The following is a 25,336-nucleotide window of genomic DNA, read 5'->3' as shown; positions in this document are numbered from 1 at the left end:
TAACCGCGTATCCGAGATCCGGGTACCACGGGACCGCGAAGGACCTGACATGACACCCCTTTTCGACAGCTACCGGCTCGGCGACCTGACACTGCCCAACCGGGTGGTGATGGCCCCGATGACACGGGTCCGGGCGGCCGCCGGCGGCCTGGCCACACCGTCGATGGCGACCTACTATGCCCAGCGCGCGACCGCCGGCCTGATCATTTCCGAAGGCGTGCAGCCCAGCCTGATCGGACAGTCCAACCCGGGCACGCCGGGACTGCACACCGACGAGCAGGTCGCCGCGTGGCGGCCCGTCACCGCCGCCGTGCACACCAACGGCGGACGCATCTTCGCCCAGATCATGCACGGCGGCCGCGTCTCGCATCCCGACACCACCGGCATGCAGCCGGTCGGCCCCTCCGCCGTCCCCGCAGTCGGTGACGTGTTCACCCCGACCGGCCCCAAGCCCGCCCCGACGCCCCGCGCGCTGGACACCGCCGAAGTCCCCGAGCACGCCGAGTCGTACGCCGCCGCCGCGCGCCGTGCCATCGACGCGGGCTTCGACGGCGTGGAGCTGCACGGCGCGAACGGCTACCTGATCTCGCAGTTCCTCTCGTCCAACGCCAACCTGCGCACGGACCGCTACGGCGGCTCGCTGACCAACCGCATCCGGTTCGCCGTCGAAGCGGCCTCCGCGACCGTGGAGGCCATCGGTGCCTCCCGTACCGGCATCCGCCTGTCTCCCGGCGGCACCTTCTGGGGTGTGGAGGAGACCGACGTCCTCGCGCTGTACACCGCCCTGCTGACCGAGCTGTCCCGTCTGGGCCTGGCCTATGTGCACCTGGAGGCCACCGCACCCGAAGAGGTGCTGATCGCCCTGCGCCGCGCATGGCCGGGCACCCTCATCATGAACCCGACGCTCCCCATGGGCCCGAAGCAGACGGACCGCGCCGAGGCCGACCGCTGGCTCGCCCTGGGCGCCGACCTCATCAGCTTCGGCCGCGCCTTCATCGCCAACCCCGACCTGGTCGAACGCCTGCGCATCGGCCTCCCGCTCGCCCCCGTCGACGAAACCACCTACTACCAGGGCGGCGACACCGGCTACCTCACCTACCCCACCTACCAGCACGCCGCCTGACGACCCAGAGGTCGGCACGGGCGACTGGGGGGGTGCCCAACGGCTCAGCGCATGACGCGGGTCGGGCCGTGCGGCGGCGGGCGGCACAGCAAGGTGGCGGGGTCGCCCGCCAGACGCCGCACGCGACGGAAGATCAGCACGCCGGGACACGGTGCGTTGAGCGGGGCTCACCGAGGTCGGCGGGCCGTCGGCGTGAGGGGCGGCGGGATCTCCCGGGTGCGTGGTTTGGGCGGCGGGGTTGCGTGTTGCGCGCGCAGGGAGGAGCGGTCGGCCGGTGGGGTGGGCCGGGGTGGAGGGGGCCTGGGATGGGGGCTCCGAGGTGAGCTGCGGGGGAAGGGCGCAGCGCTCGTCGGGTGGGATCCGGGCTGCGCGAAACGCGCGAGGGGTATTGCGTGAATCACGCAATCGTGCCATCGTGACCGACACCACAGCCACATCCCACTCCCCAGGGCGTTAAACGCCTGGTGGCAGAGCCGGGGCCCCGTCGACCGGTCTGCCCTCAACGTCGCGAGGTCTTCGATGAGCCGACTTCCTCCCAGCCCGGTGCTCAGCCGTCGCGCACTGCTTCGTCTCGGAGCCGGCGCGGGCGCGGGCCTTGCCCTCGGTCCGCTCACGGCCGCCTGCGCGGGGCCGACCGGGGCCCCCGGGCCCGGCACCGTCTCGCTCGGGCTGAACCGGTCGCTGGTCAGCCTGGACAACAAGCTCAACCAGTTCGACGCGGCGGTCACCGTGCAGCGGGCCGTCCGGCAGGCGCTGACCAGCATCGGCACCGACCTCAAGCCGCGGCTGGTGCTGGCCGACCGGTTCGAGCTGACCGGGCCCACCGAGTGGACGGTGCGGCTGCGGCAGGGCGTGCGCTACTCGGACGGCACGCCGGTCACGGTCGCGGACGTCGCGACGGCACTGACGATGTACGAGCAGGTCAACGGCTCGTACATCATGGGGCTCTTCCCCGAGGTGCCGTCGGTGGAGAAGATCGACGACCGGACGTTCCGGCTGCACACCGAGCGGCCCGTGTCCACGCTGGACTACCTGATGGCCAACATCCTGATCAGCCCGGCGGCGGCCAACCGTCCGCAGGAGCTGAGCGGCGGGGTCGGGTCGGGGCCGTACGTGGTCACCGAGGCGGACGGCGGGTCCGGTGAGTACTCGCTGGCCGCCAACCGCGCGTACTGGGGGCCGCGGCCGCGGATCGACCGGGTGCGGGTGCGGTTCGTGCCCGAGGAGGCCGGCCGGGTGGTGGCGATCCGGTCGGGCGAGCTGGACGTCATCGACTCGATCACCCCCGACTCGGCCGAGCAGCTCGCGGGCCTGCCCGGCGTGCGCATCGAGCGGATCACCGGCACCCGCATCAACCAGCTCTTCTACAACTTCCGCAAGCCGCGCGGGCACCCGCTGGCCGACGCGCGGGTGCGCGAGGCCCTCACCTACGCCATCGACGGGAAGGCGCTGGTCGACGACGTGATGACGGGGTCGGCCGAGCAGGCCGAGGGCGTCGTCCCGCCCGCGCTGCGGGGGGCGGTCCGGGTCGGCCGGTACGTCCATGACCCGGCGCGGGCCCGGCGGATGCTGGACGAGCTGGGCGTCCGCGACCTGCCCGTCAAGATCATCTGGGAGTCGGGGGAGTTCGCCGCCGACACCTCGGTGATGGAGGCGGTCGTGGAGATGCTGCGCGACGTCGGCGTCCGCCCGAGTCTGCGGCAGTTCGAGCCCGGCGGCGACATCCTGCAGTGGCGGCAGGGCAGGCGGGGCGACTGGGACGTGCTCGGCAACGGCTTCGGCAACCAGACCGGGCTCGCGCTGACGTCGCTGCAGGGCATGTTCGGCGGGACGCCCGACAAGGAGCGCACCCGCGACACCTACCAGGGCTACGTCTTCCCCGAGATCGCGGCGAAGCTGGCCGACGCGTCCGGCGAGACCGATCCGGAGAAGCGCGACCAGAAGCTCGCCGACGCGCAGAAGGCCATCTGGGCGACCTGGCCGTGCCTGTGGGCGTTCGTGCCGAACGCGGTGCTGGCCCGGCGGGTCCGGGTGCGTGACCTGGCCCTGGCGCCGACCAACTCCTACGACCTCGCCTCCGTGCGGCTGGAGGGCTGAGCGATGGTGCGATATCTGGCGCGCCGCGCCGGGCAGAGCGTTCTGACGATCTTCCTGACGGTCTCCACGGTGTTCGTGCTGATCCGGCTGGCGCCCGGCGACCCGGCGGCGGCGATGGCCGGGCCCAACCCGTCCACGGACGACCTCGAGAGGATCCGCGAGCAGCTCGGGCTGACCGAGTCGCTGCCCGCCCAGTACTGGATCTTCATCAGGGACCTGTTCGGCGGGGACCTCGGTACCAGCTACGCCTTCCGGGCGCCGGCGCTGGACGTGGTGCTCGACCGGGTCCCGTACACGATCACCCTGGCGGTCTCGGCGATCGCGGTGACGACGGTGCTGGCGGTGCCGCTCGGCGTGTGGATGGCCCGCCGCGCCGACACCAAGCGGGAACTGGGCGCCAACATCATGACGATCGCCGGGCAGTCCATGCCGGACTTCTGGATCGGCGTGATGCTGCTGACGATGTTCGCCGTGGTGGTGCCGGTGCTGCCCGCGTCCGGCTTCACCACCTGGGGCGGGCTGGTGCTGCCGACGGTGACGGTCGCGACGCTGCAGCTGGCGCTCATCTCCCGGCTGGTGCGGCGCGAGATGGCGGCGGCGCTGGCGTCCCCCTACGTCACCGTGGCGCGGTCGCGCGGCGTGTCCGAGCGGGCGCTGACCTGGCGGTACGCGATGCGCAACTCGGCCATCCCGGTGCTGACGGCGCTCGGCACGCGGTTCGCCGCGCTGCTGAACGGCGTGGTCGTCGTCGAGGTGGTGTTCGGCTGGCCCGGGGTCGGGTCGCTGGTCGTGCGGGCCCTGGAGACCCGCGACTACCCCCTCATCCAGGCGACCGTGCTGGTCACCGCCAGCCTGGCGATCCTCGTCCAGCTCCTGATCGACCTGTGCTACCCGCTGCTCGATCCGCGGGTGCGACTCGGAAAGGCGGCCTGAGCCATGAGCATCGCTGCTGAAGGCGCCCAGGGCGCCGCGTCCAGACCGGAGCCGCGGCCCAGCGCCGTCACGCCCAGGCTGCTGGCGGCGGCCACCGCGACCCGGCGGCGCCGCGCCGCGCGGCTCAAGCTGTGGATCGGCTCGGTCTGCACGCTGGTCGTGGTGGTGCCGATCGCGCTGGCCGGCGTCCTGCCGCTGCCCGGCCCGGACGAGCAGGACCTGTCGCGGCGGCGGCTCGCCCCGCTGACCGACGGCCACCTGTTCGGCACCGACCAGCTCGGCCGGGACCTGCTGTCGCGGGTGCTGCACGGCGGGCAGGTGTCGCTGTCGATCGGGCTGCTGGCCGTGCTGGTGTCCGGGATCATCGGGGTCGTCGCGGGCGCCGCGGCCGGATACTACGGGCGCTGGGTCGACACGGTCGTCTCCCGGCTGCTGGAGGCGCAGCTGTCGCTGCCGCTGCTGATGATGCTGCTGCTCGTGGTCGCGCTGTTCGGGCCGTCCGTCACCGTCATCACCTGCGTGATCGCGGTCGCGCAGTGGCCCGAGGTGGCCCGGCTGACGCGCTCTCTGGTGCTCGTCGAACGGGAGAAACCGTACGTGGCGGCCGCGCAGGTGCTCGGCCTGCACAAGTTCGCCATCCTGATCCGGCACGTCATCCCCAACATCGTCCGGCAGGCCACGCTCGTGGTGCTGCTGCTGCTCGCGCAGGCGGTGCTGCTGGAGAGCGCGCTCAGCTACCTGGGCGCCGGGCCGCAGCGCCCGTTCGCCACCTGGGGACGGATCATCTCCGACGGCCAGGACTACATCACCACCTCGTGGTGGCTGGTCACGCTGCCCGGCCTGGTGATCGCGCTGCTGGTCATCGGCGTCAACCTGGTGGGCGACGGCCTGCGCGACCGGACCCGCCGCCGCACCCGGACGGAGGCCGCCCGATGAGCCGCGCCAAGCTGCTGGAGGTCGAGGACCTGCGGATCGAGCTGATCACCGACCACGGCGTCGTGCGGGCGGTGGACGGCGTCTCCTTCACCATCGACCGCGGCGAGACCGTGACGATCATCGGGGAGTCCGGGTCGGGCAAGTCCACCACCGCGATGGGCATCCTGCGGCTGCTGCCCGACGGCCTGGCCGTGCTGTCCGGAAGCGCCCGGATCTCCGGCGTGGACGTGGTGGCCGACCCGAAGGCGGCGGCGAAGGTGCGCGGCCGCAGCGTCTCGCTGATCCCGCAGGACCCGATGACCGCGCTCAGCCCCGTCCACACCGTCGCCGACCAGCTCGGCGAGGCGATCCGGCTGCGCCACCCCGGGCTGTCCAAGGCCGAGGTGCGCGAACGCGGCGTCGGGCTGCTGCGGCAGGTGCGGATCCGCGACCCCGAGAAGCGGTGGAAGGCCTACCCGCACCAGATGTCGGGCGGCATGCTGCAACGCGTCCTCATCGCGATCGCGCTGGCCGCCGAACCGGGCCTGCTGGTGGCCGACGAGCCCACCTCGGCGCTGGACGTCACCGTCCAGGCGGGCATCCTCGACCTGCTGCTGGAGCTGCAGGAACGGACCGGCGTCGGCATCCTGATGATCACGCACGACCTGGGTGTGGCCCGCCTGGTGTCCGACCGCATCCACGTGATGCGCGGCGGCCGGTTCGTCGAGTCCGGGCCGGTGGAGCGGATCGTGGACGCGCCGTCCGAGCAGTACACCCGGGACCTGCTGGCCGCCGTGCCCGCGCTGGGTCCGTGGGACGAGACCGTCACCGAGGAGAGCGCATGAGCGGGGAGCCGCTGCTGTCCGTCCAGGACCTGGTCGTCGAGTACCCGGTGCGCGGCGGGACGTTCCGCGCGGTCGACGGGATCGGCTTCGACGTGCCGCGCGGCGGGTCGCTGGCGATCGTGGGCGAGTCCGGCTGCGGCAAGTCGACGACGGCCCGCGCGATCGTCCGGCTGCTCAGGCCGACGTCCGGGCGGATCCTGCTGGACGGCGTCGACCTGGCAGCGCTGCCGGAGAAGCGGCTGCGCCCGCTGCGCCGCCGCGTCCAGATGATCTTCCAGGACCCGTACGGGTCGCTCGACCCGCACCTGACCGCCGAGCAGATCGTCGCCGAGCCGCTGCGGCTGGCCGGGGTGCGCGCCAGGGCCGAACGGTCGCGGCGGGCCGCCGAGCTGCTCGACCGGGTGGGGCTGCCGTCCAGCGCGCTGCACCGGCGTCCCGCCGAGTTCTCCGGCGGGCAGCGCCAGCGCATCGGCATCGCCCGCGCCCTGGCCGGCGGCCCCGAGCTGCTGGTGTGCGACGAGGCCACCTCCGCGCTGGACGTCTCGGTGCAGGCACAGGTGCTGGACCTGCTGCGCGGCCTGCAGGCGGAGACCGGCCTGACCTTCATCGTCATCTCCCACAACCTCGGCGTCGTCCGCGAGATCAGCTCGCGGGTCGTGGTGATGAAGGAAGGAAGGATCGTGGAGGCGGGCCCGACCGACGCCGTGCTGTCCGCCCCGTCCGACCCGTACACGCGCGCGCTGCGCCGGGCCGCCCTCGACCCGGCGACGATGAAGGGCCGCAAGCCACGCGCGATCGTCTCGTCCCTGGGGAGCTGAGCCATGCCTGTCGACGAGCGGTGGGAGACGTTCCTGCCCGTCCCGGCCGTGCAGAACCATGCCGCCAACCTGACCGTCCTGCCGTCCGGCGAGGTGGGGTGCGTGTGGTTCGGCGGCACCCAGGAGGGCATGTCGGACATCTCCGTCTGGTTCTCCCTGCTGTCCGGCTCCTCCTGGAGCGAGCCCGTCCGGCTCTCCGACGACCCGGCGCGCTCGGAGCAGAACCCGCTGCTGTTCCCCACGCCGTCCGGCGACCTGTGGCTGCTCTACACGGCGCAGCACTTCGGCAACCAGGACACCGCCGAGGTGCGCCTGCGCGTCTCCGCGGACGGCGGCGTCACCTGGTCGCCCCCGCGCACGCTGTTCCCGTCGAGCGACGCCGGCGGCGTGTTCATCCGGCAGCCCGTCGAGGTGCTGCCGTCCGGCCGCTGGCTGCTGCCGATCTTCCGCTGCCCCCGCACGCCGGGCGCCAGGTGGGTCGGCGACCACGACACCAGCGCCGTGATGATCAGCGACGACGAGGGCGGTTCGTGGCGCGAGCGGCCCGTGCCGTCCAGCACCGGGCTCGTCCACATGAACGTCCACCGGTTGCCGGACGGCCGCCTGCTGGCCCTTTTCCGCAGCCGCCGGGCCGACTGGATCCACTCGTCCTGTTCCCTGGACGAAGGCGAGACGTGGAGCGCGCCCGTCCCCACGGAACTGCCGAACAACAACTCGTCCATCCAGTACGTCCCGCTGCGGGACGGCCGCCTCGCCCTCGTCTACAACCACAGCAGCGCGGCGGACGCGACCGACCGCCGCGACTCCCTCTACGACGAGATCGACGACGGCGGCGACACGGCCGCGCAGCCGCCCGGCCGCGCCTTCTGGGGCGCCCCCCGCGCCCCCATGACCCTGGCCTTCTCCTCGGACGGCGGCCGCACCTGGCCGGACCGGCGCGACCTGGAGGTGGGCGACGGCTACTGCCTGACCAACAACTCCCGCGACGGCCTGAACCGCGAACTGTCCTACCCGTCCATCCAGCAGACCCCCGACGGCAGGCTCCACATCGCCTACACCCACCACCGCAAGGCCATCAAATACCTCCAGCTGCCGCCGGACGATGCACGCGGGTGAGCGGGCGGCGTCCCGGGGCCGCCCGAACGGGCAGGCCAGCGATCAGCCAGCATCGACTCCGATGGTCAGGACGTGGTCTCGGCTCGTGCTCGGCGGCGCGCGGCGATCAGGAGCATCGCCGCCGGAACCCAGGCGAGCAGGAAGGGCGAGGGCATGAGGAGGAGCCCGCCCAGGGTGCACCAGGCGCCGATCGTCCAGGCGAGGAAGGCGGGGGGGACGATGCGGTGCCGGTCCATCCAGATGATCAGGAGCCCGAGCAGCAGGAGAGGGAGCCCGAAGCTGCCCACGGTGAGCCAGAAGGCCCCGGCCGAGGGGGAGAGGTCCTCCGGTCCCTTGCCCGGGAACCACAGGTCTCCCGTGGCCCAGCCCGGGACGTGCTCGCGGCTGTAGAAGGCGCTGGTCAGCAGGTGCAGCGTGCCCAGGAGCGCGATGACGCGTCCCGCCCATGTGATCACGGCGATCCCCCCAGTGTGGAACCATCAGTTCCGAAACTAATCGTTCCGGAACTCTCGGTTTCGTATCATGGCCCCATGACGACGCGGAGGCAAGTGGGGCGGCGACGGGACGAACGGGTGGACGCAGCGATCGTGGCGGCCTGCCGGCAGTTGCTGGCCGAGGCGGGCTACGGCGGCATCACCATGGACGCGGTCGCCGCCCGGGCGGGCGTGGGGAAGGCGGCCATCTACCGCCGTTACGCCGGCAAGCAGGAGATGGTCTTCGCCGCCGCCGTGCACGATCTGACGATCATCGCCCCCGCCGACTCCGGTTCGCTGCGCGCCGACCTCACCGCGCTGTGCGCCGACATCGCCGCCAGCCTGACCACCATCCCCGCGCCCAGCCTGCTGGGTCTGCTCGCGGACATCACCGCCGATCCGGCGTCGGCGGCCCGAATCCAGGAGGCGTTCGTGGAGACCGAGCGCGCCTGCGTGACGGAGGTGCTCGAACGGGCGGTGCGGCGCGGCGAGTTGCCCGCCGTCCCCGACCTGACGGCCGTCCACGCCCTGCTGACCGGCTCGATGCTCAGCTGGATCCTCATGCTGCACCGCACCGACCGGCGAACCCTGGACGAGTTCGCCGCCACCATCGCCGACCTGGTCACCACCACCCTCACCGCGCGCCCGCCCCAACCGTCCCCGGCCGAGTGATGGACGGCGACCGTCATCCGTGGCGCCGGATCGGCGGAGTGCGTCACGCAGGGGAGGGGACGGGGTTGGCGAGGGTGTCGAACAGCAGCTTCTTGAACCCGGCCTCGTTCACGCGGCGGACCAGCGTCAGGTTGGGGGCCGGAGCCGCCTTCCGCCGGTCGATGATCATCTGCCCGCGGGTCTGGTCGCCCACGGCGATGTCGACGTGCGCCTGCTCCCGTTCGGTGATCAGGCCCGGGTCGAGGGCGACGGCCATGGCGACCGGATCGGGCAGGTCGTAGCCGGCCAGGCCGGTGACGTCGCGGGCCCATTCGTCGAGGGTGCGGTTGATGCGATGGGCGAAGTCCGCCATCGGCGTGCCGATCTGCTCCAGGCGCCGCTGGTCCGCCGGGGACATCACCGCGTCCTTGCGGGAGACGTCCCAGCCGATCCACGTCACCTTGTCCGGTGTGGCGGCCTGCGTGACGATGCGGGCGGCCTCAGGGTCCGCCCAGACGTTGAACTCGGCGGTGGGCGAGATGTTGCCCGCGAGATCGGCGGCACCGGCCATGCAGTAGACGTGCCGGAACCGCGTCAGCAGCAGCGGGTCGCTCAGCAGCGCGGCGGCGATGTTGGTCAGCGGGGCGAGTGTGACCAGCGTCAGTTCCCCCGGGTACCGGCGCGGCAGGGACAGCAGGACCTCCACCGCGTGCGTGTCCTGGGGGGCCGCCACGGGGTCGGGCAGGTCGATGTCGCCCATGCCGTCCTGGCCGTGCACGTGCTGGGCGCTGGACAGGACGCGCGTCATGGGACGCTGACAGCCGGGATGCACCGGGACGTCGGTGCGTCCCGCGGTCTGCAACGAGATCAGCGCGTTGCGGGTGCCGGCCTCCACCGGCACGTTGCCCGCCACGGTGGTCACCGCGCGGATGTCCCCCAGGCCACTGGCGGCGGCCAGCAGGAGGGCGACCGCATCGTCGGAGCCGGTGTCGGTGTCGATGATCAAAGGCAGGGCGGGCATGGCGGCGTTCCTTCCGTGGTGATGGCACGCGGGTAGCGGATCGTCGGAGGGCAGGCCCGGCCTTCGCCCAGCGTTCCGGGGTGGCTCCGGCGGGTGTCGTACCGACGCGGACAGCCGGCCCGACCTGGAAGCGCGGGCTCTGAGGTCCGCGTGCGGGGTCGGTGGTTCACCGATCGGGCGGCAGGGGTGGCGCGGTTGACGCGCGAGGGACCAGGGTCATGGGAAGGGGCTGGGGGGAGGTGGCGTGGCCGTCCATTGCCTGGAGCAGCGTCCGGAGGCCGAGGGCGCCGAGTTCTTCGGCGGGCGCGAGGACGGTGGAGAGCTGGGGCGTGGCGGCCTCGGAGAGCAGCGTGCCGGCGAAACCCATGATCGAAAGCTGGTCGGGTACCGGGATGCGAAGGTCGTGGGCGGCCATGAGCGCCCCGGCGGCGAGCAGGTCGTCGTCGCAGAACAGGGCGGTCGGTCTGGGTGTCATGGACAGGAGCTGGAGGGCGGCGCCACGGGCGGCGTGCAGGTCGAACGCCGCCAGTACCTCGGGGGCCTCGGTGGCGTCGACGCCGGCTCGGCGGAGGAGGCGCCGCCACTGGGAGGCCCGGGCCTTGAAGGTCGTCGGCGGGAGATCGGCTCCCAGGTGAGCGATCCGGCGGTGGCCGAGTTCGAGCAGGTACCCGACCGCCGCCGCGGTGCCCTGGCGAACGTCGAGCAGCACACTCGGGAACCCCTCGGCGACGGCCTCGACGAGGACCGTCGGCCCGAGGTCGGTGGGGGCGGCCGACGGCGGCGGTTCGATCGCGAACAGCATCATCCCGTCGATGGCGGCGGCATTGAGCGCGTTCATGGCGGTGAGCTGCCAGTTCCTTTCGGAGCCGGGCTCGATGAGCGCGACCGTCACCCCGTGTTCGCGTCCGGCCCGCTGCGCGCCGCGCAGCACATGGCCGAGGAAGGGGTTGGTGATGTCGGGTACCAGCAGCCCGACCGTGCGGGCGCGTCCGGCGCGCAGGGTGCTGGCGGAGGCGTGCGGCCGGTAGCCGAGTTGCGCGGCGGCGTGCCGCACGCGTTCCTCCACCTCGGCCGAGACCCGGCCCGACGTCTTGCCCGAGAAGACCAGGGACACCGTCGCCTGGGACACGCCGGCCAGTTCGGCGACGTCGCGCCCGGTCGAACGGCGGTGACCGGCGCCCGCGCGGGACGGGCGGCGGGGCGATCGGTCGGCCGCGCCGTCGGTCATGACAGGCAACCCTGGGCGGGCGCGGTACCGACGGCCGCCGCGAACAAGGGCATCAGCTCGCGCCGGACCGCCGCGTCGGCGAAGCCGGCCTCGACGGCGGCGAGGTTGCAGCGGGCCAGGTCCGCGGTGGACCAGCCGAAGAAGTGCCGCAGGCGTTCGTACTCCCGGTCCAGGGTCACGTTGGCGACGGTACGCGCGTCGGTGCTGATGGACAGGGAGACTCCGGCCCGTCTGAGCCTGTCGACCGGATGGTCGGCGTAGGAGGCCACGAGGCTTCCCATGGTCTGGACGTTGGAGGTCGGGCAGACCTCCAGGTGGACGCCTTCGGCGACGAGGCGTTCGAGGGTGCGCTCGTCCTCGATGCTGCGCACGCCATGCCCGATCCGCTCCGGGCGCAGGCGGTCAAGGACCTCGTTGACGCCGTCGGCGCCGCGCGCCTCGCCGGCGTGCGCCGTGATCCGCACACCGTGCTCGCGCGCGAAATCGAAGGCCGCGACGTGGGCGTCCAGCCCGAACCCCGCCTCATCACCGGCGATGTCGAACCCGGTGACCACGCCGCCCCCGACCCGCGCGGCGGCCAGCCGGGCGGTCGCCATGCTCGCGTCGGCGTCGAAGTGCCGCAGCGTGCACAGGATGACACTCGCCCGCACTCCCGTCGCGGCGCCGGCCTCGGCGACCGCGGTCTCGACCACTTCGACCACCTGTTCGGGCCGCATCCCGTCCGCCGTGTGCAGCAGAGGCGCGAACCGGACCTCGGCGTAGGCCACGTTGTCGGCGGCCAGTTGCGCGAACAGGTCATCGGTGACCAGCCGCAGCGCCGAGGGTGTCTGCATGAGCCGGACGATCCTGGTGGGCCGCTTGAGGAAGTCGACCAGATCCGCGCACTTGGCGGGGGCGACGTAGTCACGCAGGTACTCGGCCAGGGTCGTCCCCGGACACAGCTTCGCGACGCAGGCGTAGCTGACGCAGCAGTCCAGATGCAGATGCAACTCGGCCTTCGGTTGCAGACGGGGCGTGCCCTCCACCGGCTACGGCTCCTTCCGGGCATCGGGAGATGCTCACGCCAAACGTAAGACGTTCATGGCCGAAGCACCTGATCAAGCGGCATCATACGATTAACTTCCACACTCCCGTCAACTGTCCCGCACCGGCAGTCTTCACATCATCGCGACGAGCGGGCGGCGCGCTATCCCGCGCAGCAGGCCCGGACGAGCCCGATGCCCCAGTCCGTCGCCCAGTCTGTGTGAGAGACACGCCCCCGCCGCCCCCTCCGGCAAGCAAGGGGCCGCTCGCCGACGCGTCGCTCGTCCACCCGCGCGACACGCTCCGCCGAGTCGGCGGCCGTGCGGCGGGAGACGCTGGTCAGCTCGGCTCGGCTCTCCTCGTGGCGATGCCGGTGACGAGCAGGGGGATCGCGAGAAGAAGGAACGGCAGCCCGATCGAGGCGAGGCCGACGATGCCGAGTGCCGCGTGTCCGACGCCCGCGGCGATGAAGGCGGTCGCGGAGAGGCGCCGGTTCGTCCTGGCGGTGGACGCGGCGACCGCTGACAGGACGGCCAGGAGCGCCATGAAGGAGGCGAAGAGCCACACGATTCCCGGCGTCGCCTCGGGCCCCTCCGAGCCGATCACGGCGAGGTACCCGGCGATGAGCAGCACGTCGACGGTCGCGGCCAGGAACCCCCAGGCGGGGCGTGTCGCCATGGTGCGCACGGCTGCCATGCCGGCCACGCTAACCGGACGCCCTGCCGCCGTCCAGGCAGGTCCCATCCGTTCATGGCGGCCATGCCACAGTTCCACTTCGACCCCGACGCCTGGCCTCCCGGGAAGGAACTGCCACGTGAGCTGCCCCTCGGGCCGATCGCGCTGCGGCAGGCCGACCCGTCGGCGGCCGAGCCCACCTGCCTGGTGACGATCGCCCGGGACGGCCGGGTGTGCGCCCACATGGTGCAAGGCTCGGCGTGGACGGTCCTTGAGCACGGTGCCGCACTCCAGGAACGCCTCCGGACGTGGGAGCCGGTCACCTCGTGGCCGCGCCCGGCGACGTCCGGCGTGCATCTGGACGTGGCCGCGCGCATGGGCGAGGTGTGGGCGGCGACCGACACCCTGGACCAGATCCTGGACAGATCCCAGTGGCCGGGCTGGCGCTGGCAGGTCTGGCACGACCGATATGACAAGCAGCTCCAGGAGGCCGGCGGTGCGATCGTCATGCCCGCGCGTCCCGTCCCTGCGGGAGACGACCGGGCTCGTCACGGCTGGCTTCGCGACCCGGGCCCGTAAGGCCGCCGAGGGCCCCGTACCGTGGTGGGCCGACGGCGTGCACCTCGGTCTCCTGACGCTGGCCCTTGCGAACCTGGCGTACGGCATAGCCGACCAGGCGTCCCCCTGGTGGCTGGCCGTTTCCGCGATGCTGGTGATCGCGCTCATGCGCGGGTGGGGCCTGGCGACACTGCCGTTGGCCTTGGTCGTGGCGTTCTCGACGAGCCGGGCCATGGTCTTCGGGTTCGAGGCGACGTACTGGGCGCCGTTCTTCGGCCCGGCGTACTACAACTGGATCTCGCTGGCGCCGTACGGGCTGCTGGCGGCCGGAGCCGTGATCCTCGCGGCCCGCCGGTCGTGGAACCTGCGCACCCGGCCGTGGTGGTGGCTGGCGATCCCGGCGGCCGCCCTTGTTCTTGCCTACACGCCCGATGTCCGGGAGTACGGCCCGATCTGGCAGCTGGTCAGGGCGGGCACGGAGGGCGTCCTCCTGCTGGCCGGGGTGTGGGCCACGGCCGTCGCGCGCAGTCCCCGTTGGGCGCTGGCGGCGGCGATCTACGTCCTGCCAGGCGTGGCCTCCGCGCTGACCAACCCGCCGACGAGCGCGCAGGACACCGGTTACTGGCTGACCCTCGCCGGTCTCCTGCTGGTCATGGCGGCGACGGCGACGAGATCCGCGAGCAGAACCCTGGACTCGTCTCCCGGCCGCTGAGCTTCGCCGGGCTTCAGGCCGGGGACCTCCAGGGACGCCCGCCCCTGCCGTGCGCGGGGAGGGGAGGGCCCGGTGTTGAGGCTTGGCGCCCTCACACCGGGCCCTGGATACGCGCCGACTCGGGAAACTACCTGGCAGAGCAGGTGGGGGTCATTCCCGTGCCGGTGCCGGTGCCCTGGAAGCCGAACTCCGTCGACTGGCCCGGGGCGATGGAGCCGTTGAAACTGACGTTGGTGAACTGGACCGTGCCGGTGTTGCCGCTCCGGTTGGCGTTCCAGGCGCTGGTGACGCCGGCGCCCGACGGCAGGGGCACGGTGACCGTCCAGCCGTTGACCGGCGACGAACCGGCGGTGACCCTTACCGTGGCGACGAATCCGCCCGTCCACTGGTTGACCGACACCGACGCCGAGCAGCCATCGCACCATGCGCTCGGCCGCCCCCACCCGGAGGCTGCCAGCCGTACGTGCGCCGAGGTTGTGCTCAGGGTAGGCGTGATGGGCATGATCGCCGCGGAGCTCGACGCAGCGCCCGGCCGACGGCCACGGTGCAGTGACGATCAGCTCTACAAATCGAGTTGCATGGGCGACCTCGCCGCCCTCAGTATCTGCCCGTGATCGAAATCATTGCCTCTCTGCCGTTGACCCACGCCGTCCGATCGGTGCGGGGCCGGCAGCAGTCCGGGCGACCGTGGAGGCCGACGCTCCCGCGAGCGTGATCGCCGCCCTGGTCGCGGGGCTCATCGCCGGCTATGGCATCGCCATGCCGGTGGGAGCGGTCGCGACATACCTGGTGGCCCTGACGGCTCGCACGACCCTGCGGACCGGTGCCTGCGCCGCACTCGGCGTCGCGACCGCCGACGGTCTCTACGCGCTGATCGCCGTGGTGGCGGGCTCAGCGGTCGCCTCCCTGATCCAACCGATCATGGCACCCCTGCGCTGGGTTTCGGCCCCGGTGCTGATCGCACTGGCGGTCCGAGCCGCCGCCCGGGCGATCCGCCGGTACCGCACGCCCCAGACGACGACCGGGGCCGGTGAGACACCGATCAGTCCCGTCCGGGCCTACCTGGCGCTCCTGGGACTGACCATGCTGAATCCCGTCACCGTGATCTACTTCGCGGCGCTGGTGCTCGGCGGCCAGGGCACGGCCGCACCCGATCACCTGGAGCAGGCGGTGTTCGTTCTTGCCGCCTTCGCCGCCTCCGCCAGCTGGCAACTGCTCCTGGCCGGCGGTGGCGCATTCCTCGGCCGGGCGTTGACCGGCGGCCGCGGGCGGCTGGTCACGGCCGTGGCCTCCAGCACCGTGATCTGCGCGCTCGCCCTGCGTCTGCTCCTCACAGACTGAGCGGCGGGGACACGTTCACACCCCAACGGGGCAACCTCCCTTGCTCCGTCCGTTTCCGGACGAATGTCAGGATGGGGGCATGGGCGCGGGGGAGCTGCACGGGCGGAAGGCTGAACAGGACGCGATCGCCGAGCTGCTGGCGGGAGCCCGGGCCGGGACCAGTTCGTCGCTGGTGCTGCGCGGCGACCCGGGCATCGGCAAGACGGCGCTGCTCGACCACGCCGCCGCCGCGGCCGGGGACATGCGGCTCCTCCGCGGTACGGGGGGCGAGTACGAGGCGGAGCTGCCGTTCTCGGGGCTGCAGCTGCTGCTGCGTCCGGCGCTCGGATCCCGCGCCGCGCTGCCCGTCCCGCAGCGCGAGGCCCTTGAGGCGGCGTTCGGGCTCGGGCCCGCGACCGGCTCCGAGCCGATGCTGGTCGGGCTGGCGGTGCTGTCCCTGCTCGCGGAGCACGCGGCGGAGACGGGGCTGCTGTGCCTGGTCGACGACGCGCAGTGGCTGGACCGGGCGTCGCGGGACGCGCTGCTGTTCGCCGCCCGGCGGCTGCACGCCGAGGGGGTGGTCATCATCTTCGCCGCCCGCGACGGCGAGGGGTCCTTTCCCTCCCCGGGCCTCGCGGAGCTGCGGCTGTCCGGGCTGGCTCCGGAGGCGGCCGCGGCCCTGCTCGACCGGCATCCGCTCGCGCCCGCCGTCCGCTATCGCCTGCTCGCCGAGGCCGGCGGCAACCCGCTGGCCCTGCTGGAGCTGCCGGTCGCCCTGGCCGCCGAAGGCGGCAGCGCGTTCGCTCCGGGGGCGCTCCCCCTCACCGGCCGCCTGCAACTGGCCTTCCACGGGCAGGTCAGCCGGTTGCCGGAGCCGTGCCAGAGCCTGCTCCTGGTGGCGGCGGCCGACGAGACCGGCGAGCTCGTCGTGATCCTGCGTGCCGCCGCCGCGCTGGGCGCGGGCGTCGAGGACCTCATTCCCGCCGAGCGGGCCGGCCTGGTGGTCCGCGGCGACGCGGACGGCACCACGATCCGCTTCCGCCATCCGCTGGTCCGCGCCTCCGTCTACCAGCGGGCGCCGCTCGCGCAACGCCTCGCCGTCCACCGCGCGCTCGCCGCCGCCCTCGGCGCCCCCGAGCACGCCGACCGCCGGGCCTGGCACCTGGCGGCCGCCGCCACCGGGGTCGACGAGGAGGCCGCCGCCGCGCTGGAGCGCACCGCCGCCCGCGCCCGCGAACGCAGCGGTCACGACGCGGCGGCGGCGGCGTACGAACGGGCCGCGCGGCTGAGCGCCGAACCCGCCGCCAAGGCGCACCGCGAGGCCCTCGCGGCGGAGGCGGCGCTGGAGGCGGGCGATCTGGAGCGTGCCAGAGCCTTGGGGGCCCGCGCGGCCGGACGGCTGGAGGGCGCCCCGGCGGTGCAGGCGCGGATCGCCCAGGTGCGGGCGCTCGCGGACTTCTGGCAGGGCTCCTACCCCGCCGCCCACCGGACGCTGCTCGACGGCGCCGACCTCGTCCGCGACACCGATCCGGGCCAGGCCGCCGTGCTGCTGATCCAGGCCGTTCACACCTCCTGGTACCTCGGTGAGCGGCAGCTCGCGGCGACGCTGGACCGGCTGTCCGCGCTCCCGCTGGACGATGCGGACCCGCTCGCGCCGGTGGGCCCCTACCTCGGTCGCCTCGTCCGGGACCGGGCCGAGCCGCCACCGCCGCTGGGCGACGTCCTGGCGGCGGTGCGGCGGCGGGGCCGGGCCCCCGACCAGGTGCTGATGATCCTCTGCGGGAGCGCACTCGCGCTGGGCCAGGACGCCGACGCCTACGAGCTGGCGACCGCGCTCGCCGCCGGGCACCGCGCCCGGGGCGGCGCCGGACGGCTGCCGACGGCGCTGTTCTTCGTGGCCGAGGCCGAGGTGTTCACCGGACGTCATCTGGACGCGCTCGCCACGGCCACCGAGGCGCTGGGGCTCGTCCGCGACACCGGGCAGCGGCAGTGGGCCAGCCAGTTCGCCAGCGTCCTCGCCTATCTCGACGCGGCCAAGGGGGACGAGGCGGCGTGCCGCCGCAACGCCGAGGAGGGGCTGGCGGGCGCCACCGCCGGGGCCGCGTCCCCCGGCGCGCCGTGGGCGCACTGGTCGCTCGGGCTGCTGGGCCTCGGCCTCGGCCGCGCCGAGGCGGCGCTCGCCCGCTTCGAGCGCCTGACCCGCGAACCGATGCGCCATCACATCTGCGCCACCCGTTCCACCCCCGACCTGGTGGAGTCGGCCGTGCGGGTGGGGGCGCCGGAACGCGCCGCCGAGCCTCTGGCGCGCTTCGAGCGGTGGGCCGGGTCCGTCCGGCAACGCTGGGCCGACGCGCTCGTGCTGCGCTGCCGCGGGCTGCTGGCGGCGGACGACCGGGCCGAGGCGTTCTACACCGCCGCCCTCGAACTGCACGACCGGGACGGCCGCGCCCTGGAGTACGCCAGGACCGCGCTGCTCTACGGCGAGTGGCTGCGCAGGGCCCGGCGGAAGGCCGAGGCGCGCGGGTCGCTGCAGGACGCGCTGGAGGTCTTCGAACGGCTCGGCATGCGGCCGTGGGCCGAGCGCGCCCGCGGAGAACTCACCGCGACGGGCGCCCCGGACCGGGCCCCGAGGCCCGCGGGGGGCGCGGCCGCCGCTCTCACCCCGCAGGAACTGCAGATCGTCCGGCTCGCCGCGCAAGGGCTGTCCAACCGCGACATCGCCGCGCAGCTCTTCCTCAGCCACCGGACGGTCGGCTACCACCTCTACAAGGCCTACCCCAAGCTCGGCATCGCCTCCCGGGGCGAGCTCAAGGACTTCGCCGACCGACTCGGATTGTGAGGTTTTCTCCCGTTGACCGCTCCAGCACAGGTACTGCCCGGCCAGGTACTCCCCGTGGACGTCGACGAGGTCCCGCCCGTGGAGGTGGGGCCCGGCGTGCACGCACGGACGCTCCCGGGGATGCCTGGAATCAGGACCTGGGTGATCGACCTCGCGCCCGGCGCCGAATGGCCGGACCTCGACGTCCACGAGACCTACGGCGAGGCGTACTTCGTCGTGAGCGGCGAGATCATCGAGGGCGACCGCACCCACGGCCCGGGGACGTACGTCGCCTTCGGCCCGAAGACCAGCCACCGGCCCCGTACCGAGACCGGGGCGCGGGCCTTCGGCTTCAACTACGACGTCCCCGCTTGACGGCCGCCGGGCGGCGGCGTCGACCGGGGGTCTAGCCGGCGACCAGCGCCCTGCGCACCGCTCGCGCGGCGGGCGTCGGGTCGTAGTCCTCGGGGACGCCCTCGACCAGGATGATGTCGCCCTCGATGTGCCGCGAGCGCAGCGGCGCGATCTCCCGGTAGGCGGGCGAGTCCCACCAGGCCCGCGCCTGCGCGATCCCGGGGAAGCCGATCATCACGACCGACCCGGGCCAGTCGCCCTCCTTCACCTCGTGCCGCTTGGCGTGCACGAGGTACCGGCCGCCGTACGGCCCGAACGTGCCGGGGAGGCGCTCGATGTACTCGGCGATCTCCGGGTGCGGCGCGGCATCCCGCAGGTGCGCTATGACGTAGGCGTTCATGGCTCTCCTCAATTCGCGTGGCCGACCGGGACGGGCCGGGGCAGACCTGAACGGACCGGGGGCTCGGGCGGCGGGCCGGGGCGGACCGGCCGGGCGATTCGTCCCTGCCGTCCGCCCCGAACGGGTTCAGGCTCCGGCCGGCACCTTGTCGAGGAAGCCGAGGACCTGGGTGATCCGCCCGTCCTCCCCGATCACCGCGACGTCGAAGCCGATGACGACCGGTTCGGCGCCCTCGGGGCCCAGGTGCCAGGTGAACCGCGCGATGTCGTGGTGCGCGTCGACCGCGCCGCCGAGGCTGAAGACCAGCCCGCCGAACTGCGCCTGGACCGCCGCGATGGTGGCGTCGAGGCCGTCCCTGCCCTGGACGGAGACCAGCGGGTCGGTGTACACCGCGTCCTCGGCGAAGACCTCCGCCAGAATCGCCCGCCGCGCGGCGACGTCGGTCTCGTTCCATGCGGCGAGGTAGCGCTGGACCAGCTCGTTCACGTCGCTCATGTGCCCTCTCCTCAGTGCTCGTGCTCTCTTGTGACACCAAAACTAGGGAGCCGGGGAGGGCGGGGAATCTGACGTGCTTAGGTACTTCCGCCGACGCTTTAGGTACGCGTCGTACGGGGCCGCGCGTGTACGATCGCGGTCACGCCCCCGAGTGTCACGATCGTCCGGTTGTGCTGGGTTGATGGCCCGCCCCCGGGTGGCATTTTCGGCGGGGCCCTCCCAGGACGACGAAGGCGGCACGGTGGACTTCACTGTCGACTACCAGCCCAGCCCCGATGAAGTGACGCGGGCGCTCGGTCTCGGAGTCAATCGGCAGCTCAGGGCCTTCCGTCTGGGGCTGCCGGCGGTGCTGGTCCTGTTGGGGGGCGCCTGCCTGCTGGGGGACGGCGCCAGCCTGGGCATCGGCATGTTCGCCGGGGCGGTCGTGGCTCCTTTCGCGTTGGGCTGGGCGATCCGCCGGATGGCCCGGCGGCAGGTCGCCTACCTGTGCCTGCCCGCGACGGTCCACGTGACGAGCGACGGATACGAGGTCCGGACCGACCAGTCCACCACCTCGATGCGCTGGTCCCTGTTCGGCCGGATCGACTCCACGCCGGAGTTCTGGCTGCTCTTCATCAACCGCCAGTTCGCGGCCTTCCTCCCCAAGCGGGCCTTCGACGACGACCAACGACGCGAGCTGGAGAGCCTCTTCGCCGCACGGCAGGAGACCACCGCCGGCCGAGCGCGCTGACGAGCAGCCCGGTTTCGCGTGGCCCCGCCCCGCGTAGTGCCCGTTCACCGGGCGGGCGTCAGTTCACCGCGCGCTTGATGAGAGCGGCGATCCGCTCCTCCACCTCGGGGGTCACCTCGGTCAGGGCGAACGCGGTCGCCCACATCGGCCCGTCGTCCAGCTTCGCCGGGTCGTTGAACCCGAGCGTGGCGTACCGCGCCTTGAACTTCGCCGCGCTCTGGAAGAAGCAGACGACCTTGCCGTCCAGCGCGTAGGCGGGCATCCCGTACCAGAGCCGGGGCGCGAGGGCGGGGGCGTTGGCCGTGATGACGGCGTGGACGCGCTCGGCCATGATCCGGTCCGAGTCCTGCATCTCGGAGATCTTCGTGAGCACGTCCCGCAGCGCCTCCGCCGCCTTCTCCTCGCGCGAGGCGCGGCGCGCCGCCTTCTTCTGCTCCTGGGCGTGCTCCTTCATCGCGGCCCGCTCCTCGGCGGTGAAACCCTCGTACGTGCCGCTTTCGGTGCTGCTCATGGAATGTCTCCCTCTTGGGTGTTTTTGGGCGTTGATAAGGGACCTTACGGTCCTGCGTTCGGGCTGGTCACACCGGCCCGTGGGGGTTTCGGTCGTGTCGGGCTGCGCGCCCGGCAGGGGCGTCAGCCCAGCCAGTGGCCGCCGCGCATCAGCTCGCGGCCGGACAGTTCGTTCTCCTCGCGCCACGCCTGGACGCGGCGCGGCGAGACGCGGAACCACCGGTACGGCGTGACCCGCCCACGCGGATCGAAGCCGGTGCGCGCGGCGAACCGGTCGCCCCGTTCCTGCGGCAGCGCGCCGATCTCGAGAACCTCGACACGGCCGTCGATCATCGACACGTCGCGGGTGTGGCCCAGCCCCAGCCGGACGGCCCGGGACGCGGCGAGGTTCCTGCCGGTCGGGCTGTCGGCCGGCGTGGCCATCAGCAGGGCCTCGCCGTCCCAGTCGAAGGACAGCGGCACCAGGTACGGCGCACCGTCCGGTGAGGCGCTGGCCACCCAGAGGTCCGTGTCGTGGGTGAGCCGGTGCTCGGTGTCGCGACGGCGCTGGGGGCGGGGGCGGGGGTCGGCGCTCATCGGGCCTGGCGGATTCCGAGGGCGGCGGTCGTCATGTTCACTCCTGGGGTCGTCGGGTCGCGATCGCCCCGGTCCGTCCCGCCGGGCCCGATCGCCGTGGTCACAGCCTCTCCCGCCCGGGGTGCGGGCCGCCTCCGTGCCGACCACGGAAAGCACCACGGATAATGAGTCGGTGTCCAGCCCAGTGATCTCGGCTCGGGAAGGCGAAGTGCTCGCGCTGCTCGGGGAGCACCTCAGCAACGCGGAGATCTCCGCGCGGTTGGTCATCTCAGTACGCACCGTCGAGTCGCACGTCTCCTCGCTGCTGCGCAAGCTCCAGCTGCCGGATCGGCGGGCGCTCGCCCGGCACGCGGCCGAGTTCTCGCGAGCCGGGCGGTCGCGTCCGGCGCCCGCCCTGCCGGCACCGCTGACGGCGTTCATCGGCCGGGTGCGGGAGCGCGGCGAACTGGCCGACGCGGTGAAGGCCCACCGGCAGGTGACCGTCGTGGGGCCGGGCGGGGTGGGCAAGACGCGCCTGGCGTTGGCGGTGGCGGCGGACGTGGCCGGCGACTTCGCCGACGGGGTGTGGTTCGTCGACCTGGTGCCGGTCACCGAGCCGGGCCGGGTGGGGGCGGCGGTCGCGGCGGCCGTGGGCGTGGGCGAGCAGCCCGGGCGCGACATCGACGACGCGGTGCTGGCCGCGCTGGCGGATCGCCGGGCGCTCCTGGTGCTGGACAACTGCGAGCACGTGCGCGACGGGGTGGCGCCGTTCCTGGAACGGCTTCTCGCGGCCTGTCCGCGGTTGCGGGTGCTCGTGACGAGCCGCGCCCGGCTGATGGTGCCGTTCGAGCGGGCCTTCCCGCTCCCGCCGCTGTCGCGGGACGGCGGCGACGAGTCCGAGGCGGTGGCCCTGTTCATGGACCGCGCGACGGCGGTCGGCTCACCGCCGGGGCCGGCGGTGAGCGAGGGCGTCGTGGCCATCTGCGAACGGCTCGGCGGCATGGCGCTGGCGATCGAGCTGGCGGCGGCGCGGTGGGCCACGCTCGGACTGGACGGTCTCATGACCGGCCTCGCCGACCAGCTGCGGATCCTCACCGGCGGCCCCCGCGCCGACGACCGGCACCGGTCGGTGCGGACGGTGCTGGACTGGAGCCATGACCTGCTGGAGCCGCGGGACCAGGCGCTGCTGCGCCGCGTGTCGGTGTTCGTCGCGCCGTTCACCCCCGACGCGGCCGCCGCTGTCGCCGGGTTCGCCCCGCTGGATCCGGCCGCGGTCGTCGACGGGCTCGGCAGGCTCGCCGAGCAGAGCCTGCTCGCGGTGACACCGTCCGAGACCGGCACCCGCTACCACGCGCTGGAGACCGTCCGCCAGTACGGGACGGAGCGGCTCACCGACGTCGGCGAGCTGACGGACGTCCGATCGCGGCATCTGGGCTGGTGCCTGGCCAGTGCCGCCGCGCTCATGGGGGCCGGGGGCGCGGACTGGCGCGTCCGGTTCGACGCCGTGGCGGAGGACATGCGCGCCGCCCTCACCTGGGCCGCCGACCAGCCGGAGCAGCGCGCGGACGCCCACCGGCTCGCCCTGTCCATGGCCGAGCTGGCCTTCGCCCGCAACCTGCTCGGCGAGGCCCAGCAGCGGTTCGAGCAGGCGGCCCGGCTCGCCGACGCGGCCGCCGGCGCCGAGGCGCTGCGGCACGCCGCCGCGGTGGCCGGGTGCCGCAGCCTCGACGGCGACTCGTATCGCCTGCACCGTGCCGCCGCCGAGGCCGCCCGCCGGGCCGGCGACCCCGCCGGCGCCGGCCGTGACCTGGCGGCCGCCGCGACCGTCGCCTACCGTTTCTCCAGCTCGTTCGCGCGGACTCCACGCGTGGACGAGGTGACCGCCATGCTCGCGGAGGCGCGGAAACTGTGCGGCGACGACCCGGCCGCCGAGGCGGCCGTCGCGCTGGCCGAGGCGGCGGTGGAGGCCGACGCGTTCGGCGCGGTCCAGGGAGACCCGGACAACACCGCGCAGGAGACGGTCGCGCGCGCCGAACAGGCCGTCGAGCTGGCCCGGCGCGCGGGCGACCCGGTGGCGGAGTCCGCCGCGCTCGACGCGCTGTCCGGAGCCCAGAGCTGGGCCGGTGATCCCTTCGCCGCCGCGGCCGCCGCCCGGCGCCGCATCGACATCCTGGTCTCCGCACCGTCCACGCCCGCCGGCACGCACGAGCGGATGGACGCCCTCGCCATGGCCGCCGGAACCGCCGTCGGCGTCGGTGAACTGCAGCAGGCCCGCCGGTGGGGCAGGCGGCTCGCCGACCATCCGCTGCTGGCCGAGGCGGGCCACCACGCCACGTCCTGGCTCCTGGTCGCGGACGCGTTCACCGGCGACGTCGACGAGATGCTCACCGTCAGCATGAGATTCCTCGACGCGTGGGAGCAGAGCGGCCGCCTGCGGTCGCGCTCCCTCGGCCCCGCCGCCGCGTCGGTCGCGATGATCCACGGCCTGCGCGGCGACCACGACGCACGCGCGGACTGGCTCGCGATCGTCGACGAGGCCGGCCCCGCAGCGGACCACCGCCTGGGCTACGGCGCGGTCTTCGACACCATGGTCCTGCTCCACCACGGGGACGCGAAGGCGGCGCTGGAACGAGTCGCGCCGGAGCCGGATCAGGTGTGGAAGTGGGTGTGCTGGGTCTGGCTGCACTGGTACGTGGCGCTCCGCGCGGAGGCGGCGGTGCTCACCGGGCACCCGGACGCCCGCGGCCGGATCGACGCCGCCCGTGCCGTGCTCGCCGGCAACCCGGTCGCGTCCGCCCAGGTGGACCGGGCGGAGGCGCTCCTCGACGGCGACCTGCCGCGCCTGCTCGCCGCCGCCAAGGAGTTCGACGCGGCCGGCTGCCGCTACCAGTCGGCGCGCACGCTGCTGCTCGCCGGGGGCGAGCACGCCGCCGCCGGCGCCGCCGCGCTCGCCGACCTCGGCCTCGCGCCCATGGCCGTCCGACAGCCGCGCCCGTGAGAAAGGTGAGTATGGAGCCGCACGTCTACGTCGCCCGGCTGCTGACCGACACGGCGATGCGCGAGGTGCGCCAGATCGGGCACCCCGTCGTCGCGGGGGAGGAGGACCCGCCGGACCGGGACACGCTGCTGCGGGACGCGGCGGGCGCCGTCGCCGTCGTGTGCACGCTGACCGAGCGGATCGACGCCGAGTTCCTGGACGCGGCCGGTCCGCGGCTCAAGGTCGTGGCGAACACGGCGGTCGGCTACGACAACATCGACGTGGCCGCCGCCACCGAACGCGGCGTCCGGGTCACCAACACGCCGGGCGTGCTGGACGGCGCGACCGCCGACCTCACCATGGGGCTCATCCTGGCCACGGCCCGGCGCGTGCTCGACGGCGACCGGCTGCTGCGCGACCGCACGCCGTGGGTGTGGGGGCCGCGCATGCTGCTCGGCCTGGACCTCAGCGCGGGCGCCACCCTCGGCATCGTCGGCTACGGCCGGATCGGGCGCGCCGTGGCCAGACGCGCCCGCGCGTTCGACATGAAGATCGTGGCGACGCCCTCGCGGTCGGCGCCGCCCGACGACGACGTGGAGTTCCTCGAACTGCCGGAACTGCTCGAACGCAGCGACGTCGTCACCCTGCACTGCCCGCTGACCGAGCGGACCCGGCACCTGATCGACGCGGACGCGCTGCGCCGGATGAAGCCGTCGGCGATCCTCGTCAACACCGCGCGCGGCGGGATCGTGGACGAGGACGCGCTGGTCGAGGCGCTGCGCTCGGGGACGATCGCCGCGGCCGGGCTCGACGTCTTCGAGGACGAGCCCAACGTCGACCCCCGGCTGACCGAACTGCCCAACACCGTGCTCACTCCCCATCTGGGCAGCGCGGGCGTGACGACCCGGGAACGCATGTGCCGCCTGTCGGTGGCGAACGCGGCCGCCGTGCTGGCCGGGAAGGAGCCCCCCACCCCGGTGAACTGACGT

The 25,336-nt window shown here is 73.4% G+C and carries 26 protein-coding genes; 16 read left to right on the top strand and 10 right to left on the bottom strand.

Annotated features, from left to right (window positions below; all coding sequences use genetic code 11):
- Positions 1-49: 49 nt before the first annotated feature.
- The 7 genes from ABZ801_RS31060 (at position 50) to ABZ801_RS31030 (ending at position 7,847) form a co-directional block, all read left to right on the top strand.
- Positions 50-1,123, top strand: coding sequence for an alkene reductase (locus ABZ801_RS31060; RefSeq protein ID WP_344949488.1), 1,074 nt, complete (start codon positions 50-52; stop codon positions 1,121-1,123).
- Between the two features lie 519 nt (positions 1,124-1,642).
- Positions 1,643-3,220 (top strand): ABC transporter substrate-binding protein, encoded by a 1,578-nt coding sequence (locus ABZ801_RS31055; RefSeq protein WP_360704564.1) that lies wholly within the window; start codon positions 1,643-1,645, stop codon positions 3,218-3,220.
- A gap of 3 nt (positions 3,221-3,223) precedes the next feature.
- Positions 3,224-4,153: an ABC transporter permease gene (locus ABZ801_RS31050; protein WP_360704561.1), complete on the top strand. Its 930-nt coding sequence runs from the start codon at positions 3,224-3,226 to the stop codon at positions 4,151-4,153.
- Between the two features lie 3 nt (positions 4,154-4,156).
- On the top strand, positions 4,157-5,089 hold the full coding sequence (locus ABZ801_RS31045; protein WP_360704558.1) for an ABC transporter permease: 933 nt from the start codon (positions 4,157-4,159) through the stop codon (positions 5,087-5,089).
- Positions 5,086-5,913, top strand: coding sequence for an ABC transporter ATP-binding protein (locus ABZ801_RS31040; protein WP_344949476.1), 828 nt, complete (start codon positions 5,086-5,088; stop codon positions 5,911-5,913). Before ABZ801_RS31045 ends, ABZ801_RS31040 begins: the two co-directional genes overlap by 4 nt.
- Positions 5,910-6,731, top strand: coding sequence for an ATP-binding cassette domain-containing protein (locus ABZ801_RS31035; RefSeq protein ID WP_344949473.1), 822 nt, complete (start codon positions 5,910-5,912; stop codon positions 6,729-6,731). Before ABZ801_RS31040 ends, ABZ801_RS31035 begins: the two co-directional genes overlap by 4 nt.
- 3 nt (positions 6,732-6,734) lie before the next feature.
- Complete coding sequence (locus tag ABZ801_RS31030; protein WP_360704553.1) at positions 6,735-7,847, top strand: exo-alpha-sialidase; 1,113 nt, start codon at positions 6,735-6,737, stop codon at positions 7,845-7,847.
- 65 nt (positions 7,848-7,912) lie between these two features.
- On the opposite strand, the gene ABZ801_RS31025 is transcribed toward ABZ801_RS31030, so the two are convergent.
- On the bottom strand, positions 7,913-8,302 hold the full coding sequence (locus tag ABZ801_RS31025; protein ID WP_360704550.1) for a DUF6463 family protein: 390 nt from the start codon (positions 8,300-8,302) through the stop codon (positions 7,913-7,915).
- A 75-nt stretch (positions 8,303-8,377) separates the two neighbouring features.
- Here ABZ801_RS31025 and ABZ801_RS31020 point away from each other — a divergent pair, with 75 nt between their 5' ends.
- Complete coding sequence (locus ABZ801_RS31020) at positions 8,378-8,992, top strand: TetR/AcrR family transcriptional regulator (protein ID WP_360704547.1); 615 nt, start codon at positions 8,378-8,380, stop codon at positions 8,990-8,992.
- A 43-nt stretch (positions 8,993-9,035) separates the two neighbouring features.
- Here the strand turns inward: ABZ801_RS31020 and ABZ801_RS31015 are convergent, their stop codons facing one another.
- The 4 genes from ABZ801_RS31015 to ABZ801_RS31000 all read right to left on the bottom strand — a co-directional run bounded on the left by ABZ801_RS31015 (position 9,036) and on the right by ABZ801_RS31000 (position 12,939).
- Complete coding sequence (locus ABZ801_RS31015) at positions 9,036-9,992, bottom strand: nucleoside hydrolase (RefSeq protein WP_360704544.1); 957 nt, start codon at positions 9,990-9,992, stop codon at positions 9,036-9,038.
- Positions 9,993-10,158: 166 nt separating this feature from the next.
- Positions 10,159-11,220, bottom strand: a complete 1,062-nt coding sequence (locus tag ABZ801_RS31010; RefSeq protein WP_360704541.1) for a LacI family DNA-binding transcriptional regulator — start codon at positions 11,218-11,220, stop codon at positions 10,159-10,161.
- The gene (gene add, locus ABZ801_RS31005) at positions 11,217-12,245 is read right to left on the bottom strand and encodes an adenosine deaminase (protein ID WP_360704538.1); all 1,029 of its coding nucleotides are present in this window, start codon (positions 12,243-12,245) and stop codon (positions 11,217-11,219) included. Before add ends, ABZ801_RS31010 begins: the two co-directional genes overlap by 4 nt.
- Positions 12,246-12,582: 337 nt before the next feature.
- The gene (locus ABZ801_RS31000) at positions 12,583-12,939 is read right to left on the bottom strand and encodes a hypothetical protein (protein ID WP_360704535.1); all 357 of its coding nucleotides are present in this window, start codon (positions 12,937-12,939) and stop codon (positions 12,583-12,585) included.
- 54 nt (positions 12,940-12,993) lie between these two features.
- Between ABZ801_RS31000 and ABZ801_RS30995 the strand changes: the two genes are divergently transcribed.
- Both ABZ801_RS30995 and ABZ801_RS30990 read left to right on the top strand, forming a co-directional pair.
- Positions 12,994-13,497: a hypothetical protein gene (locus ABZ801_RS30995; protein WP_360704532.1), complete on the top strand. Its 504-nt coding sequence runs from the start codon at positions 12,994-12,996 to the stop codon at positions 13,495-13,497.
- A 37-nt stretch (positions 13,498-13,534) separates the two neighbouring features.
- Entirely contained in the window at positions 13,535-14,188 is a 654-nt protein-coding gene (locus ABZ801_RS30990; protein WP_360704529.1) for a hypothetical protein, read from the top strand.
- Positions 14,189-14,315: 127 nt separating this feature from the next.
- Here ABZ801_RS30990 and ABZ801_RS30985 read toward each other — a convergent pair whose 3' ends face one another.
- A complete protein-coding gene (locus tag ABZ801_RS30985; protein ID WP_360704526.1) occupies positions 14,316-14,690 on the bottom strand; it encodes a cellulose binding domain-containing protein in 375 nt (124 codons plus the stop codon).
- A gap of 209 nt (positions 14,691-14,899) precedes the next feature.
- Here ABZ801_RS30985 and ABZ801_RS30980 point away from each other — a divergent pair, with 209 nt between their 5' ends.
- The 3 genes from ABZ801_RS30980 (at position 14,900) to ABZ801_RS30970 (ending at position 18,701) form a co-directional block, all read left to right on the top strand.
- Entirely contained in the window at positions 14,900-15,529 is a 630-nt protein-coding gene (locus ABZ801_RS30980; RefSeq protein WP_360704523.1) for a LysE family transporter, read from the top strand.
- Positions 15,530-15,608: 79 nt separating this feature from the next.
- Positions 15,609-18,347: an AAA family ATPase gene (locus tag ABZ801_RS30975; RefSeq protein ID WP_360704520.1), complete on the top strand. Its 2,739-nt coding sequence runs from the start codon at positions 15,609-15,611 to the stop codon at positions 18,345-18,347.
- 12 nt (positions 18,348-18,359) lie between these two features.
- A complete protein-coding gene (locus ABZ801_RS30970) occupies positions 18,360-18,701 on the top strand; it encodes a cupin domain-containing protein (RefSeq protein WP_360704517.1) in 342 nt (113 codons plus the stop codon).
- A gap of 31 nt (positions 18,702-18,732) precedes the next feature.
- Here ABZ801_RS30970 and ABZ801_RS30965 read toward each other — a convergent pair whose 3' ends face one another.
- Positions 18,733-19,080 carry a DUF1330 domain-containing protein gene (locus tag ABZ801_RS30965; RefSeq protein WP_360704514.1) on the bottom strand — a complete coding sequence of 116 codons (348 nt, stop codon included), beginning with the start codon at positions 19,078-19,080 and terminating at the stop codon, positions 18,733-18,735.
- Between the two features lie 126 nt (positions 19,081-19,206).
- Positions 19,207-19,575 (bottom strand): nuclear transport factor 2 family protein, encoded by a 369-nt coding sequence (locus tag ABZ801_RS30960; RefSeq protein ID WP_344949430.1) that lies wholly within the window; start codon positions 19,573-19,575, stop codon positions 19,207-19,209.
- A gap of 241 nt (positions 19,576-19,816) precedes the next feature.
- On the opposite strand from ABZ801_RS30960, the gene ABZ801_RS30955 reads away from it, so the two are divergent.
- On the top strand, positions 19,817-20,305 hold the full coding sequence (locus ABZ801_RS30955) for a YcxB family protein (protein ID WP_360704511.1): 489 nt from the start codon (positions 19,817-19,819) through the stop codon (positions 20,303-20,305).
- A gap of 58 nt (positions 20,306-20,363) precedes the next feature.
- Here the strand turns inward: ABZ801_RS30955 and ABZ801_RS30950 are convergent, their stop codons facing one another.
- Positions 20,364-20,816 carry a DUF1801 domain-containing protein gene (locus ABZ801_RS30950; protein WP_360704509.1) on the bottom strand — a complete coding sequence of 151 codons (453 nt, stop codon included), beginning with the start codon at positions 20,814-20,816 and terminating at the stop codon, positions 20,364-20,366.
- A gap of 122 nt (positions 20,817-20,938) precedes the next feature.
- On the bottom strand, positions 20,939-21,391 hold the full coding sequence (locus ABZ801_RS30945) for a pyridoxamine 5'-phosphate oxidase family protein (protein WP_360704506.1): 453 nt from the start codon (positions 21,389-21,391) through the stop codon (positions 20,939-20,941).
- A gap of 172 nt (positions 21,392-21,563) precedes the next feature.
- On the opposite strand from ABZ801_RS30945, the gene ABZ801_RS30940 reads away from it, so the two are divergent.
- Positions 21,564-24,368, top strand: a complete 2,805-nt coding sequence (locus tag ABZ801_RS30940) for a LuxR C-terminal-related transcriptional regulator (RefSeq protein WP_360704503.1) — start codon at positions 21,564-21,566, stop codon at positions 24,366-24,368.
- Positions 24,365-25,333 (top strand): D-glycerate dehydrogenase, encoded by a 969-nt coding sequence (locus ABZ801_RS30935; RefSeq protein ID WP_360704500.1) that lies wholly within the window; start codon positions 24,365-24,367, stop codon positions 25,331-25,333. Before ABZ801_RS30940 ends, ABZ801_RS30935 begins: the two co-directional genes overlap by 4 nt.
- The last annotated feature ends 3 nt before the right edge of the window (positions 25,334-25,336 follow it).

The organism is Actinomadura sp. NPDC047616 (assembly GCF_040642915.1).
GTDB lineage: Bacteria > Actinomycetota > Actinomycetes > Streptosporangiales > Streptosporangiaceae > Spirillospora > Spirillospora miaoliensis.
This window is presented reverse-complemented; position numbering and strand designations above follow the sequence as displayed.

Coding starts and splice junctions, on each gene's coding strand:
- ABZ801_RS31020 (WP_360704547.1), top strand. CDS start 8,378: ATGACGACGCGGAGGCAAGTGGGGCGGCGACGGGACGAACGGGTGGAC.
- ABZ801_RS30975 (WP_360704520.1), top strand. CDS start 15,609: ATGGGCGCGGGGGAGCTGCACGGGCGGAAGGCTGAACAGGACGCGATC.
- ABZ801_RS30985 (WP_360704526.1), bottom strand. CDS start 14,690: ATGCCCATCACGCCTACCCTGAGCACAACCTCGGCGCACGTACGGCTG.
- ABZ801_RS31045 (WP_360704558.1), top strand. CDS start 4,157: ATGAGCATCGCTGCTGAAGGCGCCCAGGGCGCCGCGTCCAGACCGGAG.
- ABZ801_RS31060 (WP_344949488.1), top strand. CDS start 50: ATGACACCCCTTTTCGACAGCTACCGGCTCGGCGACCTGACACTGCCC.
- ABZ801_RS30960 (WP_344949430.1), bottom strand. CDS start 19,575: ATGAGCGACGTGAACGAGCTGGTCCAGCGCTACCTCGCCGCATGGAAC.
- ABZ801_RS31030 (WP_360704553.1), top strand. CDS start 6,735: ATGCCTGTCGACGAGCGGTGGGAGACGTTCCTGCCCGTCCCGGCCGTG.
- ABZ801_RS31035 (WP_344949473.1), top strand. CDS start 5,910: ATGAGCGGGGAGCCGCTGCTGTCCGTCCAGGACCTGGTCGTCGAGTAC.
- ABZ801_RS31040 (WP_344949476.1), top strand. CDS start 5,086: ATGAGCCGCGCCAAGCTGCTGGAGGTCGAGGACCTGCGGATCGAGCTG.
- ABZ801_RS30950 (WP_360704509.1), bottom strand. CDS start 20,816: ATGAGCAGCACCGAAAGCGGCACGTACGAGGGTTTCACCGCCGAGGAG.
- ABZ801_RS30945 (WP_360704506.1), bottom strand. CDS start 21,391: ATGAGCGCCGACCCCCGCCCCCGCCCCCAGCGCCGTCGCGACACCGAG.
- ABZ801_RS31015 (WP_360704544.1), bottom strand. CDS start 9,992: ATGCCCGCCCTGCCTTTGATCATCGACACCGACACCGGCTCCGACGAT.
- ABZ801_RS31055 (WP_360704564.1), top strand. CDS start 1,643: ATGAGCCGACTTCCTCCCAGCCCGGTGCTCAGCCGTCGCGCACTGCTT.
- ABZ801_RS31050 (WP_360704561.1), top strand. CDS start 3,224: ATGGTGCGATATCTGGCGCGCCGCGCCGGGCAGAGCGTTCTGACGATC.
- ABZ801_RS30965 (WP_360704514.1), bottom strand. CDS start 19,080: ATGAACGCCTACGTCATAGCGCACCTGCGGGATGCCGCGCCGCACCCG.
- ABZ801_RS31010 (WP_360704541.1), bottom strand. CDS start 11,220: ATGACCGACGGCGCGGCCGACCGATCGCCCCGCCGCCCGTCCCGCGCG.
- ABZ801_RS31000 (WP_360704535.1), bottom strand. CDS start 12,939: ATGGCAGCCGTGCGCACCATGGCGACACGCCCCGCCTGGGGGTTCCTG.
- ABZ801_RS30995 (WP_360704532.1), top strand. CDS start 12,994: ATGGCGGCCATGCCACAGTTCCACTTCGACCCCGACGCCTGGCCTCCC.